13 protein-coding genes are annotated in these 15,868 nt (G+C 67.5%); 10 read left to right on the forward strand and 3 right to left on the reverse strand.

The features are described 5' to 3' along the window. Positions 1–6 precede the first annotated feature (6 nt). The 9 genes from HNR09_RS14750 (at position 7) to HNR09_RS14790 (ending at position 9,413) form a co-directional block, all read left to right on the forward strand. Positions 7–1,398 carry a GntP family permease gene (locus HNR09_RS14750; protein ID WP_179542722.1) on the forward strand — a complete coding sequence of 464 codons (1,392 nt, stop codon included), beginning with the start codon at positions 7–9 and terminating at the stop codon, positions 1,396–1,398. An 11-nt stretch (positions 1,399–1,409) separates the two neighbouring features. Then, entirely contained in the window at positions 1,410–2,234 is an 825-nt protein-coding gene (locus tag HNR09_RS14755) for a glucose 1-dehydrogenase (protein WP_246348875.1), read from the forward strand. 14 nt (positions 2,235–2,248) lie between these two features. Then, a complete protein-coding gene (locus tag HNR09_RS14760) occupies positions 2,249–3,289 on the forward strand; it encodes a zinc-binding dehydrogenase (protein ID WP_179542723.1) in 1,041 nt (346 codons plus the stop codon). Positions 3,290–3,713: 424 nt separating this feature from the next. Beyond that, positions 3,714–3,962 carry a glutaredoxin-like protein NrdH gene (nrdH, locus tag HNR09_RS14765; RefSeq protein ID WP_179542724.1) on the forward strand — a complete coding sequence of 83 codons (249 nt, stop codon included), beginning with the start codon at positions 3,714–3,716 and terminating at the stop codon, positions 3,960–3,962. A gap of 96 nt (positions 3,963–4,058) precedes the next feature. Continuing rightward, positions 4,059–4,553: a class Ib ribonucleoside-diphosphate reductase assembly flavoprotein NrdI gene (nrdI, locus tag HNR09_RS14770; protein WP_179543241.1), complete on the forward strand. Its 495-nt coding sequence runs from the start codon at positions 4,059–4,061 to the stop codon at positions 4,551–4,553. Positions 4,554–4,606: 53 nt separating this feature from the next. Then, on the forward strand, positions 4,607–6,727 hold the full coding sequence (gene nrdE, locus HNR09_RS14775; RefSeq protein ID WP_378937338.1) for a class 1b ribonucleoside-diphosphate reductase subunit alpha: 2,121 nt from the start codon (positions 4,607–4,609) through the stop codon (positions 6,725–6,727). Between the two features lie 94 nt (positions 6,728–6,821). Then, on the forward strand, positions 6,822–7,814 hold the full coding sequence (nrdF, locus tag HNR09_RS14780; RefSeq protein WP_179542726.1) for a class 1b ribonucleoside-diphosphate reductase subunit beta: 993 nt from the start codon (positions 6,822–6,824) through the stop codon (positions 7,812–7,814). Positions 7,815–7,863: 49 nt separating this feature from the next. Then, on the forward strand, positions 7,864–8,640 hold the full coding sequence (locus HNR09_RS14785) for a thioesterase family protein (protein WP_179543242.1): 777 nt from the start codon (positions 7,864–7,866) through the stop codon (positions 8,638–8,640). Beyond that, positions 8,637–9,413, forward strand: coding sequence for a lipoyl protein ligase domain-containing protein (locus HNR09_RS14790; RefSeq protein ID WP_179542727.1), 777 nt, complete (start codon positions 8,637–8,639; stop codon positions 9,411–9,413). Before HNR09_RS14785 ends, HNR09_RS14790 begins: the two co-directional genes overlap by 4 nt. A 30-nt stretch (positions 9,414–9,443) precedes the next feature. Here HNR09_RS14790 and HNR09_RS14795 read toward each other — a convergent pair whose 3' ends face one another. The 3 genes from HNR09_RS14795 to HNR09_RS14805 form a co-directional block, all read right to left on the reverse strand. Then, entirely contained in the window at positions 9,444–10,106 is a 663-nt protein-coding gene (locus HNR09_RS14795) for an MBL fold metallo-hydrolase (RefSeq protein WP_179542728.1), read from the reverse strand. A 14-nt stretch (positions 10,107–10,120) separates the two neighbouring features. After that, positions 10,121–11,215, reverse strand: a complete 1,095-nt coding sequence (locus HNR09_RS14800; protein ID WP_179540275.1) for an S-(hydroxymethyl)mycothiol dehydrogenase — start codon at positions 11,213–11,215, stop codon at positions 10,121–10,123. Positions 11,216–11,366: 151 nt separating this feature from the next. Then, positions 11,367–12,020 (reverse strand): vitamin K epoxide reductase family protein, encoded by a 654-nt coding sequence (locus HNR09_RS14805; protein WP_179542729.1) that lies wholly within the window; start codon positions 12,018–12,020, stop codon positions 11,367–11,369. A gap of 529 nt (positions 12,021–12,549) precedes the next feature. Here HNR09_RS14805 and HNR09_RS14810 point away from each other — a divergent pair. Next, positions 12,550–15,789 carry an Rne/Rng family ribonuclease gene (locus HNR09_RS14810; RefSeq protein WP_179542730.1) on the forward strand — a complete coding sequence of 1,080 codons (3,240 nt, stop codon included), beginning with the start codon at positions 12,550–12,552 and terminating at the stop codon, positions 15,787–15,789. Positions 15,790–15,868 lie beyond the last annotated feature (79 nt).

A 15,868-nucleotide genomic window follows, 5' to 3' on the forward strand; every position in this document is an offset into this window, starting at 1 on the left:
AGTCACATGGACAACTGGACCCAGACCCTGGGCACGGGCCCGCTGCTGGCGATCGCCGCCGGCGCCATCGCCCTCATCCTCATCCTCATCATCCGCTTCAAGGTCCACGCCTTCATCACACTGGTCGTGGTCTCCGCGCTGACCGCGATCGTCGCCGGGGTGCCCATGGGGGCCATCTCGGACACCCTCATGGACGGATTCGGCTCGACCCTGGCCTCGGTGGCGATCCTGGTGGCCCTGGGTGCCATGCTCGGGCGCCTGGTGGAGCACTCCGGCGGCGCGCAGGCGCTGGCGGACCGGATGGTCACCACCTTCGGCGAGAAGCGCGCACCGTTCGCCCTGGGCATCGCCGCGCTGATCCTCGGCTTCCCGATGTTCTTCGACGCCGGCCTGGTGATGATGCTGCCGATCGTCTTCGCCGTGGCGCGGCGCGTCTCCGGCAACAAGTCAGTGCTGCTCTTCGGCATCCCGACCGCGGCCGCGTTCTCGGTGATGCACGTGTTCCTGCCGCCGCACCCCGGGCCGGTCTCGGCCTCTGAGTTCTACGAGGCCAACCTGGGCCTGGTCCTGCTGGTCGGTCTGCTCATCGCCTACCCGCTGTGGTACCTCGCCGGCGCGATGTGGGGCCGGCTGGTCGGGGAGCGCATCATGCTTCCGGTGCCGAGCCTCTTCGGAGACGTCGACGACGACCAGCCGAGGAACCCGCCGCGGGTGCGGACCGTCATCGGCTTGCTCCTGCTGCCGATGTTCCTGATCTTCCTCAACACCGGCCTGAGCAGCCTCGCCTCGGTGGGCGTGGTCGACGACGAGGCCCTCTGGGTGCAGACCCTGACCTTCCTGGGCACCTCCGCCATGGCGCTGCTGATCACCGTCATCGTGGCCACCGTCGTGCTCGGCCATCGTCGCGGCGAGAAGGGCACGGCCCTGGAGAAGCTGCTGGACTCCGCGCTCGGCCCGGTCTGCTCCGTCATCCTGATCACCGGTGCAGGCGGCATGTTCGGCGGTGTGCTGCGAGCCTCGGGCATCGGTGACGCGCTGGCCGACACGCTCAGCGGCGTCGGCCTGCCGGTGATCGTGGCCGCCTACCTGATCGCCGTGGCGCTGCGTCTGGCTCAGGGCTCGGCCACCGTCGCACTGGTGACCGCCGCCGGTCTGGCCTCGCCAGCCGTGCTCGCCGGTGACTTCAACCCGCTGCAGGTCGCCTGCATCGTCCTGGCCACCGCCGCGGGATCGGTCTTCGCCGGACACGTCAACGACTCCGGCTTCTGGCTGGTGGGTCGCCTGATGGGCATGGACGTGAAGACCACTCTGAAGACCTGGACCGTGCAGCAGGCGCTGCAGTCAGTCGTCGGATTCCTGCTGGTCGGTATCGTCTATCTGGCCGCCAGCGCGCTCTGAGGAGGAACATCATGATGGATGAACAGCAGCACATCGGTGACCCCGACGCCGCACAGACCCCAGACCTGCCCTCAGGTCTCTTCGACGTCCGCGACCGCCTGGCCCTGGTGACCGGCTCGTCGCGGGGGCTCGGTCGCTCCCTGGCGCTGGCTCTGGCGGACGCCGGTGCCCGGGTCGTCGTCCACGGGCGCAACGCGCAGGCGCTGGAGGAGGTCCGACGCGAGGCCTCCGAACGATCCCGGCACGAGGCCGTCAGCGTCCGGTTCGACGTCACGGACGTCGACGCGGTCCGCGCGGGGGTGGAGGATCTGGTCTCCGAGCACGGCGTGCCGGACATCCTGGTCAACAACGCAGGACTGCAGCGCCGGGCGCCCTTCGAGACCTTCGACCCGCAGGATTGGGACGCCCTGGTCGCCTCGAACCTGGACAGCGTGTTCTACGTCTCCCGACATGTGGTGCCGGGGATGGTGGAACGCGGCTCGGGCAAGATCATCAACATCGGCTCGGTCCAGTCTCTGCTGGCCCGAGAGACCATCGCCCCGTACTCGGCCACCAAGGGCGCCGTGGTCCAGCTGACCAAGGGCATGGCCGCCGACCTCGCTCGCCACGACATCCAGGTCAATGCGATCTCCCCGGGGTACTTCGCCACGGAGATGAACCGGGCGCTGGTGGAGGACGAGACCTTCAACTCCTGGCTGGTCAACCGGACTCCGGCGCGCCGCTGGGGCTCCTTCGACGAGCTCTCCGGGGCGCTGCTGTTCTTCGCCTCACCGGCCTCCAGCTTCATCTCGGGACAGAACCTGTTCGTCGACGGCGGCATGACGGCGGTGGTCTGATGCAGGACCACAGCATGCCGAGCAGCCGCGAGGTCCGCGCACTGTTCATCGACGCGGCGGAGCAGGCGGCCGTGCGGAGAGTGGACGTCCCCGCCCCTGAGGCGGGCCAGGTGCGCCTGGAGGTGCACCATGTGGGCATCTGCGGCTCGGATCTGCACTATTACTTCGAGGGCGCCAACGGTGCCTTCGTGGTGCGGGAGCCACTGATCCCCGGCCATGAGCTCTCCGGCGTCGTCGAGCACGACCCCGCCGGCGAGCTGGCGCCGGGCACCCCGGTCACCGTGCATCCAGCCCGGTTCGGCGAGAGGGACGCCCGGTTCGCCGACGCCCCGCACCTGTGGCGCGGCGGCTCCTATCTCGGCAGCGCCTCGACCTGGCCGCACACCCAGGGGGCGCTCAGCGAGCTGCTGGTGGTCGAGCGGGACATGGTGCGGCCGCTGCCTCCGGAGCTCCCCGTGCGACGCGCGGTGCTGGCCGAGCCGTTGGCGGTCTCCCTGCACGCGCTGGCCCAGGCCAAGGCCGCGGGAGCGCAGCTGGAGGGTGCGAGGGTGCTGGTCACCGGTGCGGGTCCGATCGGACTGCTCGCGGTGGCCGCCGCCGTCGACGCCGGAGCGGCCGCGGTGACCGCGGCCGACGTGCTTCCCGGTCCGCTGGAGCGGGCGCGCGGGCAGGGCGCCCAGGACACTGTGGACGTCTCTACGGACGCGCTGCCGCAGAGCAGCTTCGACGTCGTGCTGGAGTGCTCCGGGGCCACGGCCGCGATCGGCTCTGTGCTCCAGGCAGTGCGCCCTGCCGGCGTCGTGGTCCAGGTGGGGATGGTCCCTGCGGAGCCCCGACCCGTGGACCTCTCGCCGTTCATCGCCAAGGAGGTGCGCTACGTGGGCACCTTCCGGTTCCATGAGGAGATCGACGCCGCGATCAGCCTCCTCGCCCGACGCCCGCAGATAGAGGCTGTCATCACCCATGAGCTGCCTCCGGAGGACCCGGAGGGGCTCTTCTCCGCCGCTCGGGACTCCGCGAGCTCCGGGAAGGTGATCAGCGCACCCTGGAGCTGAGAGAAGAGAGGGGAGCCGCCCACCGTGGAGCAGGACCGCCGCGGGGGCCGCTCGTCACCCCACCGGGCCGGCCGCAGCACAAGATGTTGCGGTCGGCCCGGTGTCGTGGTGGCACATCTTCGGTCCGAGGGGAGACGACACGCCGCGACACGCGGTGAGAAAGATCATCCCCTCCGTGGAGAGGCGGATCTCCACAGCTGTGGAGCAATGAGGGTGCAGGTGGGTGGATCCGCGTGAATCCGGGCATCCGTCGATCCACAGGGGCTGTGCACTCACCGGTGGACGAACTACACTGGTGTGAGTACAGCATCTAGTGGTGACTTCCATGCCTAGACCCAAGATGTAGTATTGAGGCACAGCTTCAGCAGGAACGCCAGATGACGACGCCCGGCCCTCACCGAGGGCGGGAGAGAAGGGGAGGACCATGTCCGTCACCGTCTACACCAAGCCCGCATGCGTCCAGTGCAACGCCACGTACCGTGCCCTGGACAAGAACGGCCTCACCTACCGGTCCGTCGACATCTCGCAGGACGCCGAGGCGCTCGAGCGGGTGCGGGCCCTGGGCTACATGCAGGCTCCCGTCGTCATCACGGACGACGACCACTGGTCCGGCTTCCGTCCGGACAAGATCTCCGGCCTCGTCGCCCGCGCAGAGGCCACCTCCGTCGCCTGAGACGCGCTCTGCGACCGGGGGAGGAGCCCTCACCCGGACGGATGGCCCACAGGGCCGCCAGGAACCAGCACGGAGCAGCATCGAGGAGCACCGATGATGACCGCAGCAGCCACGGAGACCTCCCGGCTCAGTGCCGGATCGCCGGGGGACACGTTCTCCGGAGGAACCACCTCGGCCTCGCTGATCTACTTCTCCTCGGTCTCTGACAATACTCACCGGTTCGTGATGAAACTGGGACTGCCGGATGATGAGATCGCCAGGCTCCCGCTCCGCACCCAGGAGGACACCCTCCGGGCGACCGAGCCCTTCGTGCTGATCCTGCCCACCTACGGGGCCGGCGGCGGCGAAGGCTCGGTGCCCAAACAGGTCATCAAGTTCCTCAACGTGGAGTCCAACCGGGACCTCCTGCGCGGTGTGATCGGCGCGGGCAACACGAATTTCCACGAGAGCTACTGCATCGCCGGTGACATCGTCGCCGCCAAATGCGGAGTCCCTCATCTGTACAGGTTCGAGCTGATGGGCACTGAGGATGACGTGTCCACCGTCCACCAGGGATTGGAAGAGTTTTGGAAACAGCAGTCATGCCGCTGAAGGACCGCGACGAGCACCCGCGTGCCGCCGGAGAGCCGTCGCTGGCCAAGGAGATGCCCCCGCAGTGGCAGGGGCTGAGCTACCACGAGCTCAACGCCATGCTGAACCTCTACGGCTCCGACGGAGAGATCCAGTTCGAGGCCGACCAGCTCGCCGCACGCCAGTACTTCCTCGACCATGTGAACACCAACACGGTGTTCTTCCACGACCTGGACGAGAAGCTGAAGTACCTGGTCGAGAAGGACTACTACGAGATCGAGACGCTCGAGCAGTACAGCCGGGAGTTCATCAACGGTCTCTGGGACGAGGCCTACGCCCGTCGGTTCCGCTTCCCGACCTTCCTGGGCGCCTTCAAGTTCTACACCTCCTACGCGCTGAAGACCTTCGACGGCAAGCGCTACCTCGAGCGGTTCGAGGACCGAGTCTGCATGGTCGCTCTGCACCTGGCCCGCGGTGAGGAGAAGCTGGCGTCGCAGATCATGGAGGAGATCATCTCCGGGCGCTTCCAGCCGGCCACGCCGACCTTCCTCAATGCCGGGAAGAAGCAGCGCGGAGAGCTCGTCTCCTGCTTCCTGCTGCGCATCGAGGACAACATGGAGTCCATCGCCCGCGGCATCAACTCCGCCCTGCAGCTCTCCAAGCGCGGCGGCGGGGTGGCCCTGTCGCTGACGAACATCCGTGAGCACGGTGCTCCGATCAAGCAGATCGAGAACCAGTCCTCCGGGGTCATCCCGGTCATGAAGCTGCTCGAGGACTCCTTCTCCTACGCCAACCAGCTGGGCGCCAGGCAGGGCGCAGGTGCTGTGTACCTCAACGCCCACCACCCGGACATCCACCGGTTCCTGGACACCAAGCGTGAGAACGCCGACGAGAAGATCCGGATCAAGACCCTGTCCCTGGGCGTGGTGGTTCCGGACATCACCTTCGAGCTCGCCAAGCGCAACGAGGACATGTACCTGTTCTCCCCGTACGACGTCGAACGCGTCTACGGCAAGCCCTTCAGCGAGATCTCGGTGACGGAGAAGTACTACGAGATGCTCGACGACGCGCGCATCCGCAAGACGAAGATCAGCGCTCGGGAGTTCTTCCAGACCCTCGCGGAGATCCAGTTCGAGTCGGGCTATCCCTACGTGATGTTCGAGGACACGGTGAACCGGGCGAACCCGATCGCCGGTCGGATCACGATGTCCAACCTGTGCTCTGAGATCCTGCAGGTCTCTGAGCCCAGCGCCTACCGCGCGGACCTCGGCTACGAGACCGTGGGCAAGGACATCTCCTGCAACCTCGGCTCGCTGAACATCGCCCGCACCATGGACTCCCCGGACTTCGGGCAGACCATCGAAACGGCGATCCGTTCGCTCTCCGCGGTCTCGGACATGTCGTTCATCGACTCCGTGCCTTCCATCGCCGACGGCAACCGTCGGTCCCACGCCATCGGCCTGGGCCAGATGAACCTGCACGGATACCTGGCCCGTGAGAAGGTCCACTACGGGTCCGAGGAAGGCATCGACTTCACCAACATTTACTTCTACACCGTGCTGTTCCACGCGCTGCGGGCCTCGAACCAGCTGGCCCAGGACACCGGCGAGAAGTTCGACGGCTTCGAGGACTCGACCTACGCCTCCGGCACGTTCTTCGACAAGTACACCGAGCAGGTCTGGGAGCCGGAGACCGAGAAGGTCCGCGAGCTGTTCAGCCACGTGCACATCCCTACGCAGGCGGACTGGCGTGAGCTGAAGGCTTCCGTGATGGAGCACGGCATCTACAACCAGAACCTGCAGGCGGTGCCGCCCACGGGGTCGATCTCCTACATCAACAACTCGACCTCCTCGATCCACCCGGTGGCCTCGAAGATCGAGATCCGCAAGGAAGGGAAGATCGGACGGGTCTACTACCCGGCTCCCTACCTCAACAACGACAACCTGGAGTACTACCAGGACGCGTACGAGATCGGCTACGAGAAGATCATCGACACCTATGCCGCGGCCACCCAGCATGTGGACCAGGGCCTGTCGCTGACGCTGTTCTTCAAGGACACCGCCACCACCCGCGACATCAACAAGGCCCAGATCTACGCATGGAAGAAGGGCATCAAGACGCTGTACTACATCCGTCTGCGTCAGCTGGCCCTGGAGGGCACCGAGGTCGAGGGCTGCGTGTCCTGCATGCTGTGAGCCCCACCCGGGCCCAGCGCCGCCGTACGATCTCCGGACAGACATCGCCTGCCCCGCAGGCGCCGCCAGCACGAGAAGAGAGACCTCACCCGAGATGACCACATCAGCAGGAGCAACGACCTCCGCGACGCTGCTCGACCATGTCGAGGCGATCAACTGGAACCGGATGCAGGACGACAAGGACGGCGAGGTCTGGAACCGTCTGGTCAACAACTTCTGGCTGCCCGAGAAGGTCCCGCTGTCCAACGACGTCCAGTCCTGGGCGACGCTGACGCCCGAAGAGAAGACACTCACGATGCGGGTCTTCACCGGGTTGACGCTGCTGGATACGATCCAGGGCACCGTGGGCGCCGTCGCGCTCATCCCACATGCGCTCACCCAGCATGAGGAGGCGGTGTACACCAACATCGCGTTCATGGAGTCGGTGCACGCGAAGTCCTACTCCTCGATCTTCTCCACGCTGTGCTCCACCAAGGAGATCGACGACGCCTTCCGCTGGTCCCGGGAGAACCCGAACCTGCAGCGCAAGGCACAGATCGTCATGGACTACTACCACGGCGCAGACGGGCTGAAGAAGCGGGTGGCCTCGACCATCCTGGAGTCTTTCCTGTTCTATTCCGGCTTCTACCTGCCGATGCACTGGTCAGCCCACGCCAAGCTGACCAACACCGCTGACGTGATCCGGCTGATCATCCGTGATGAGGCCGTGCACGGCTACTACATCGGCTACAAGTACCAGCGCGCTCTGGAAGCCGAGACTCCGGAACGCCGCCAAGAGCTCAAGGACTACACCTTCGACCTGCTCTTCGAGCTCTACGAGAACGAGGTGCAGTACACCCACGACCTCTACGACGGTGTCGGCCTGTCCGAGGACGTGAAGAAGTTCCTGCACTACAACGCCAACAAGGCACTCATGAACCTGGGCTACGAGGCGATGTTCCCCAAGGACGTCACCGACGTGAACCCGGCGATCCTCTCTGCCCTGAGCCCCAACGCCGACGAGAACCATGACTTCTTCTCCGGCTCCGGGTCCTCCTACGTCATCGGCAAGGCCGTGGAGACCGAGGACGAGGACTGGGACTTCTGAGGTGACCGCACAATCAGGGACCGAGGCCCGGGCGACGCCGGAGCTCGCCATGGGGGACTTCTTCTATGAACCCCTCGGCGACGGCCGGTTCCGCTCCACGGTCCACGCCCAGGGGGCGTGGAATCCGCACGAGCAGCACATGGCGCCCGCCACCGGCCTGCTCACCCACGCGCTGGAGTCCTTCCAGCCGCGGGAGGATCTGCGTCTGGCTCGGCTGAGCCTCGACATCCACGGAATCATCCACGCGGGCGAGGTCGAGGTCACCACCCGGATGATCCGTCCCGGACGGACGATCGAGCTGGTGGAGGCGGAGATGACCGCCCAGGGGCGCACGGCCGTGGTCGCCCGCGGATGGCGGCTGCAGACCGCGGACACCACCGCGGTGGCGGCTGTCGAGGACGCGTCGATCGGCACCCCGGACGGGCTTCCCGGAGGGGACGGCATGTCGGTGTGGCCCGGCGGCTACATCCGTTCCCTGGAGATCCGGGTGGGGGAGGAGCACCGGCCCGGTAGAGGAATCACCTGGCTGCGCAATCCCTATGAGATGGTCGCCGGCCACGCCACCGGCTCGCTGGTCAGGCTCCTGGGCATGGTCGACACCGCCAACGGTGTGGCGCCGCGTGTGTCTCCGGGGCCGGACTCCTGGATGTTTCCCAACGTCGACCTGCAGATCCACCTCCATCGAGCCCCCGTGGGCGAGTGGCTCGGCATGCAGACCTGCCAGACGTTCGGCGAGGACGGGATCGGCCTGACCTCCTCGGTTCTGCATGACATCGCCGGTCCCTTCGGCCGGGCCGAACAGATCCTCACCGTTCGTCCGTTGTGAAGAGAACTCGACGCCGGCCCCGCCCGGTCCCTGAGCTGAACCTGCGTCGGCAGACCGAGTCCCTGGGCGTCAGCGCAGATCTCGAAGAGGCCATCTCCCTGCTGCAAGGCACCCGTGACGGATCTGCAGTTCCGCTGCTGCGGCTCTATCGTCCGCTCCCCACGGTCGCCTTCGGCCAGCGCGACCGTCGACTGCCCGGTTTCGAGGCCGCGGCTCAGGCTTGCCGTCGGCTGGGGTACGAGCCGCTGGTGCGCCGGGCAGGGGGCCGTGCGGCGGCCTACCACCCAGGCTGCCTCGTGGTGGACCACATCGAACCTGACCCGGACCCGATCGTGGAGTCGCGAGACCGCTTTGCCGCCTTCGGAGAGCTGCTCACCGACGTGCTGGTCTCCTGCGGCCTGGACGCACGCCTGGGAGAGATCCCCGGTGAGTACTGCGCCGGCAGGGAATCCGTCCATGCTGTCGGAGGCGGTGAGACCGGGGCCTGGTCGTCCGACCGCCGGGTGAAGATCATCGGCACCGCCCAGCGCGTGATCGCCACCGGCTGGCTGTTCTCCTCGGTGATCGTCGTCCAGGGCGGCCCTTCTGTGCGTCGTGTCCTCAGCGAGGTGTACGGGCATCTGAACATCCCCTGGGATCCGCTGACCGCCGGCGCGGCCGACGAGCTGCGTCCTGGTCTGGACGTGGACGCAGTGGAGCAGGCCGTGCTGGAGACCTATAGGCGCCACTGGCGGCTCGTCCCCGAGAGGCACGAGGCCGTGACGTCGGGATGAGCGCCGCGCAGCGGGTCCCGCTGTCGGGTGTCAGTGTCCGCGGTCTACCCATTCTTGGAGGTGGGGCTTCTCGGCCTGGATCCGGGTGGAGTCTCCGTGGCCGGGGTGGACCTCGGTGTTCTCGGGGAGCTTGGTGAAGATCTGGTCTCGGATGGACTCGATGATCGTCTCGAAGCTGCTGTGGGACCGACCAGTGGCTCCGGGGCCTCCTTGGAAGAGGGTGTCCCCGGAGAAGAGCACCGAGCCGCGGGAGCCGTCGGTGTGGGGGAGGTCTTCGGCGTAGAAGCAGGTGGAGCCGGGGGAGTGTCCGGGGGTGTGGATGGCGGTCAGGCGGGTGTCGGAGATGGTGAAGACATCGCCATCGGAGATCTCCACCTCAGGCAGGGCATGGGCGTGGACCTGCTCCCAGAGCACGTGATCGGCGGGGTTGAGATGGATGCGGCCCCCGACCTTGCGCTGGACCTCGAAGACTTCACGGATGTGATCGTCATGGCCATGGGTGAGCAGGATGCCCAAGACCTGGCGGTCACCGACCTGCTGGGCCACAGCCTCGGCGTCGTGGGCGGGGTCGATGATGAGCACTTCCTGGTCATCGCCGAGGAGGTAGACGTTGTTCTCCACCTCCCAGGTTCCTCCGTCCAGGGAGAAGGTTCCTGCGGTGATCAGATGTTCGATGCGTGCCGTGGTGGTCATCGGGTGGACTCCTCTTAGCCGATTTCGACGACGCTGCGCAGGACGTCGCCGTGGTTCATGGTGGTGAAGGCTTCTTGGACTTGGTCCAGGCGGATGCGCTCGGTGACGAAGGCATCCAGGTCTAGGCGATTCTGGCGGTAGAGGTCCACCAGCATGGGGAAGTCGCGGCTGGGCAGGCAGTCGCCGTACCAGGAGGATTTCAGGGCTCCGCCGCGGCCGAAGATGTCGATCATGGGCAGTTCCACGCTCCAGGAGGGGTCTGGGACACCGACGAGTACGACGCGGCCGGCGAGGTCGCGGGCGTAGAAGGCTTGGGTGTAGGTCTCGGGGCGGGCGACGGCGTCGATGACGACATCGGCGCCGAATCCGCCGGTGAGTTCGCGGATGGCTTCTACCGGATCAGTGCTGCCTGCCTCCACAGTGTGGGTGGCGCCGAGTTGGCGGGCTTTGTCGAGTTTTCTGGGGTCGAGGTCTACGGCGATGATGGTGGTGGCTCCGGCGAGGCGGGCTCCGGCGATGGCGGCGGTGCCGACTCCGCCGCAGCCGATCACGGCCACCGATTCTCCGCGGGCCACCTCACCGGTGTTGATCGCTGCCCCGATGCCGGCCATCACCCCGCAGCCCAGGAGTCCGATGGCGGCGTCGTGCTCTTCTTTGGTGTCTTCGATGAGGGTGCATTGGCCGGCGGCGACCAGGGTCTTTTCGGCGAAGGCGCCGATGCCTAGGGCGGGTTCTAGGGGGGTGCCGTCGGTCAGGGTCATTTTCTGGGTGGCGTTGTGGGTGTTGAAGCAGTATTGGGGCTGGCCTTTGCGGCAGGCGCGGCAGTCTGCGCAGACGGCGCGCCAGTTCAGGATGACTTTGTCCCCGGGGCTGATCGAGGTGACTCCTTCGCCGATGGCGGTGACGCGGCCGGTGGCTTCGTGGCCTAGCAGGTAGGGGTAGTTCTGGCCGATGAGGCCTTTTTGGTAGTGCTGATCGGTTTGGCAGACCCCGCAGGTGAGGATGTCCACCAGGGCCTCTCCGGGGCCGGGGTCGGGGATGATGATCTTCTCCAGGGTGGCTGGGGCGTCTTGGGCGGTGACGACGACAGCATTGACGGTATGAGGCATCAGGCTCTCCGAGACTCGGCAGGTGGTCCGCTCATCATGGCATCATCGACCCCGGTCGGGGAAGAGCGAGAACCTGGTCAGCACGTCCAAGACTGCAGGTCAGCGGCCTGCTCGGAGGCAGGGGTCTGCACATGTCACCTGCCGCGTCGGCTCAGATGCCCAGCGCCTGCGGCAGCTCGATCGCGATGCTGGCGGCGACCAGCAGGTAGATCAGCACCAACACGACCCACCACCAGTCCGCGGTCACCCGGCGGACGGCCCCGGATGCCGGGATGGTCCCGGTGAGGATGTTCCGGGCGGTGACCGACACGGTCATCGGGATCACAGCGGCCCAGACGACCATGCAGTAGGGGCACAGCGCACCGATGGTGTAGACGGCCTGGGACCACAGCCAGACGCAGAACCCGAAGGCGAACAGCACCCCGGCCTGCAGCCCGAGCCAGTACCAGCGCGGTGGCCGCAGTCCCGCCAGGAGCGTGATGCCGACAGCGATCACGACGGGGAAACCCACCACGCCGAGGAAGATGTTCGGAAAGCCGAAGGTGGCCGCCTGCCAGGAGTCCATGACCTCTCCGCAGGACACCCACGGATTGATGTCGCATGCGGTCGAGTGCTCGGGATCCTGCCAGAGCAGGATGCGTTCATGGAGCAGCAGGAAGCTGGCCGCGGCACCGACGAGGCCGGTCGTGATCAGCCAGATCGCCATGGTGCGACGACTGAATGCGCGGCTGGTCTCCGCAGCCTCAGGCGGCACTGGACGGGCGCGATCATCGGTCCCGGAGGGCGGGGTGGTGTCCACTGACATGGCTCAGATTGTACGGGGGATGCCTGCATGTTTCCTCGGGGACGGCTCCACGATGTGCGATACTGAGAATCACCGACGTGCGGACCACACCCGGACGTCGGAAGAGCTTGACTGCTCCGACAACTGCACAGCCGCACCGCACGCATGGGCCCAGGCGACGCCGGCACCCGTCGTGGACGAGGCGACGAGCCCGAGTCCGCACGGATCCGACGAGACGATGGACGAGAAGGCGCAAGATGCCGCCGCCGACGCCCCGGGAGTCCTGCACGGCCCCGAGCCTGCGCAGGTGCGGACGCAGCGCGGAGTGAATGTTCGCGGACAGGCCGTGAAGAGCGCACAGCGGAAACCCGTTGTCAGCGCCCGGCGTGGACCGCGAGGCTGCAAGAGCAGAACTTGCAGACATCGACGATGTGCCTCGGCCGCACCCGCTGTGAGAGAGCGGGGGACGGCGGCCGGAGGAATGACCGTACAAGCGGCCGGCGCGAGGGTGGGTGTGGCAGCCTCGGCGTCGGCATGGAGCAACCGAACAATGTCGCACACAGACACGCCGAACGACACGGCGTCAACACAGGACACCGCGGGCGCAGACATCTTCAACCCGTTCAGCCCGCCCGCCGAGGACATCGGGACTGACCAAGAGTCGGCGGAGGACACTGAGCAGCGCGCCCAGCCCGCCGCTCAGGATCAAGGCGAGGAGACCCCCGAGCCCTCGGAGGCGGACACCACCGCAGCAGAGGCGGAGCAGTCGGCCCCTGCTGACCCGGTGGCCGTGCTCTTCCAGGCCCCGGACCTCACAGCTGTGGAGCAGGTCCGCCGCTCCCGGCCCCCGTCGAAGCGGGACGACCAGCAGGACGACGACGCGCCGGCCCGCAGTCGTAGGGACGGCGGCTCCCGAGACAGCAGTTCCCGGAACGAAGATTCTCGCGACGACGAATCCGGAGATGACTCGCCTCGTCGGGGTCGCCGGACCGCACAGAGCCGCCAGGGCAGCTCCACCGAAGACGCCCGTGGAGATTCGGCCGAGGAGACCCAGCACGACGAGGCCGGGGAAGCCCGTGACGACGCTGGTGACCACGCTGGTGACGATTCCGAGGACGGCGAGTCCTCGGGCGGTCAGCGGCGCTCCCGGCGCAAGCGTCGCCGTGGCGGACGAGGTCGCAGCAGACAGCAGTCCGACTCTGAGGACGGATCCTCCGCAGACTCTGGTGAGGACGCCGGGAAGCAGCGCGGCCGCGAGGACTCCGCCTCGGCGGACGCCTCTGAGGACTCGGACCAGGGCGAGGAGGCCCGTGACGAGGACGGCCAGGTGGTCCGTCGGCGTCGTCGGCGTCGACGCGGCTCCGTGGACATGGAGGTCGCCGGCGGCGACGGCGACGACCCCGAGCACACCGTCACCCGTGTCCGAGCCCCACGGGAGGCCGCCGAGCCCGCCGCTCCCACCAAGGTGACCGGGCTGAAGGGCTCCACCCGTCTGGAGGCCAAGCGGCAGCGGCGGCGCGCGTCACGGGAGACCGGTCGTCGTCGGCAGGTCATCACCGAGGCTGAGTTCCTGGCCCGCCGCGAGTCGGTGGATCGCCAGATGATCGTCCGTCAGAAGGGCGACCGGATCCAGATCGGCGTCCTGGAGGACGGCGTGCTCGCCGAGCACTACGTCTCCAACACCCAGCAGGACTCGCTGATCGGCAACGTGTATCTCGGCAAGGTGCAGAACGTCCTGCCCTCCATGGAGGCGGCCTTCGTGGACATCGGCCGCGGACGCAACGCGGTGCTGTACGCCGGTGAGGTGGACTGGGACTCGGCGAACCTCGACGGCGCTCCGCGCAAGATCGAGAATGCGCTGAGGTCCGGCGACTCCGTACTGGTGCAGGTGACCAAGGACCCGGTGGGCCACAAGGGCGCGCGGCTGACCAGCCAGGTGTCACTGCCGGGCCGGTATCTGGTCTTCGTCCCCGGAGGTTCCATGACCGGGATCTCGCGGAAGCTGCCCGACACCGAGCGCTCCCGCCTGAAGAAGATCCTCAAGGAGCACATGCCTGACAAGGCCGGGGTGATCGTGCGCACCGCCGCCGAGGGCGCCTCGGAGGAGGAGCTCACCAACGACATCAACCGCCTGCGGGCGCTCTGGGAGACCATCCAGACGCAGAAGGGCGACCGCAAGGTCCTGCCGCCTGAGCTGCTCTACAGCGAGCCCGACCTGACCATCAAAGTCGTTCGCGACGTCTTCAACGAGGACTTCTCCTCGATGGAGATCCAGGGGGAGGAGACCTGGGACAACGTCGAGGCCTACGTGACCTACGTGGCGCCCCACCTGCTCGACAGGCTTCGCCGCTGGGAGCCGGAGGAGCAGCGGGCGGAGGACATCTTCAGCCACCACCGCATCGATGAGCAGCTGGCCAAGGCGCTGGACCGCAAGGTCAATCTGCCCTCCGGAGGCTCACTCGTCTTCGACCGCACCGAGGCGATGACCGTGGTGGACGTCAACACGGGCAAGTTCACCGGGTCGGGCGGGAACCTCGAGGAGACCGTCACCCGGAACAACTTGGAGGCGGCTGAGGAGCTGGTGCGTCAGCTGCGGCTGCGCGACATCGGCGGCATCATCGTCGTCGACTTCATCGACATGGTCCTGGAGTCCAACCGGGACCTGGTGCTCCGCCGCCTGGTCGAATGCCTGGGGCGGGACCGCACCAAGCACCAGGTCGCCGAGGTCACCTCCCTGGGGCTGATCCAGATGACCCGCAAGCGCATGGGCACCGGCCTTCTCGAGGTCTTCTCGGAGTCGTGCGAGCACTGCGCCGGACGCGGAGTGCTCACCCATGGGGAGCCTGTGGGGCACACCCCGTCCTACACGTCCCAGGGCGAGGTGCGCTCCGGGAAGGGCTCGAAGAAGCGGCGCAGCAAGAAGGGCGGCAAGGGGCCCTCCGGCGGTGAGCAGCACAGCGAGCCGAGCGCCGAGGAGCGGGAGAAGCAGGAGAAGGCCCGCCAGGCTCTGGCCCAGGTCGCCGCTGCGACCACCGGACAGACCGACGACGGGTCCGGCGAGAGCTCCCACGGATCCGGCAGCTCCTCCGCGAAGGATGACTCCACGAGGGGTGCCACCGAGGAGGAGCCGAGCTCAGGGCGTCGTCGCCGCGGACGCAAGCCGCGTCGGGCCACCGGCGGAGGTCGCGTGGACGTCGACGAGGCCTCGGGCGCTCAGGACTCCTCCGGGGCTGGCTCCGGAGACGGCTCCGGGACGCGTTCCGGGAACCGCACGTCCGGCGAAGTCGAGACCCCGGTGCTCACCATCGGGGGAGAGCCGGTGCCGGTGCCGCGCGGTGAGGCTGGCGGTGCGGCACAGACCACCAAGGCGACCGAAGACGACGCCGAGAAGCGCCCGGTCTCGCTGGACTCGCTGGACGAGGCGCTGGCTTCGCGTTCCGGCGACAACGCTGCGGCAGAGCAGGAGGGGTCCACGGGCTCCTCGGCCGGACGCCCGAAGGGGCGCCGTCGTCGGCGGGCTGCCGGCTCGGCTCAGGGTGCCGGCGGCGAGGTGCGGGAGGTGTCCGCCGAGGTCTCCGGACCCAGCCGCACCTTCAGCAGCACCGCTGCCGGGTCCTCGAAGGCTCCGGAGCCCTCCGCTGCCGCGGAGGAGCCGGTGATGCTCGGTGTCGGGGTCAGCGCTGAGAAGCTCAATCAGGGCGCCGCGGGCCCCCGTGATCAGGATGCGGAGGCCGTCGGTGGATCGGGGAAGAGGGGCGACGACGACGGGGATGTCGCCACCTCGGAGTGACAGGCGTGTCGCAGGGCTGTCCGGTTGCTGCAGGGCGCTTCTTCCCGTAAAGTAGATCCCTGGTGTCATCGGCACCAGC

The organism is Nesterenkonia xinjiangensis (assembly GCF_013410745.1).
Lineage (GTDB): Bacteria > Actinomycetota > Actinomycetes > Actinomycetales > Micrococcaceae > Nesterenkonia > Nesterenkonia xinjiangensis.

Coding starts and splice junctions, on each gene's coding strand:
- HNR09_RS14750 (WP_179542722.1), top strand. CDS start 7: ATGGACAACTGGACCCAGACCCTGGGCACGGGCCCGCTGCTGGCGATC.
- HNR09_RS14755 (WP_246348875.1), top strand. CDS start 1,410: ATGATGGATGAACAGCAGCACATCGGTGACCCCGACGCCGCACAGACC.
- HNR09_RS14760 (WP_179542723.1), top strand. CDS start 2,249: ATGCCGAGCAGCCGCGAGGTCCGCGCACTGTTCATCGACGCGGCGGAG.
- nrdH (WP_179542724.1), top strand. CDS start 3,714: ATGTCCGTCACCGTCTACACCAAGCCCGCATGCGTCCAGTGCAACGCC.
- nrdI (WP_179543241.1), top strand. CDS start 4,059: ATGACCGCAGCAGCCACGGAGACCTCCCGGCTCAGTGCCGGATCGCCG.
- nrdE (WP_378937338.1), top strand. CDS start 4,607: ATGCCCCCGCAGTGGCAGGGGCTGAGCTACCACGAGCTCAACGCCATG.
- nrdF (WP_179542726.1), top strand. CDS start 6,822: ATGACCACATCAGCAGGAGCAACGACCTCCGCGACGCTGCTCGACCAT.
- HNR09_RS14785 (WP_179543242.1), top strand. CDS start 7,864: ATGGGGGACTTCTTCTATGAACCCCTCGGCGACGGCCGGTTCCGCTCC.
- HNR09_RS14795 (WP_179542728.1), bottom strand. CDS start 10,106: ATGACCACCACGGCACGCATCGAACATCTGATCACCGCAGGAACCTTC.
- HNR09_RS14800 (WP_179540275.1), bottom strand. CDS start 11,215: ATGCCTCATACCGTCAATGCTGTCGTCGTCACCGCCCAAGACGCCCCA.
- HNR09_RS14805 (WP_179542729.1), bottom strand. CDS start 12,020: ATGTCAGTGGACACCACCCCGCCCTCCGGGACCGATGATCGCGCCCGT.
- HNR09_RS14810 (WP_179542730.1), top strand. CDS start 12,550: ATGTCGCACACAGACACGCCGAACGACACGGCGTCAACACAGGACACC.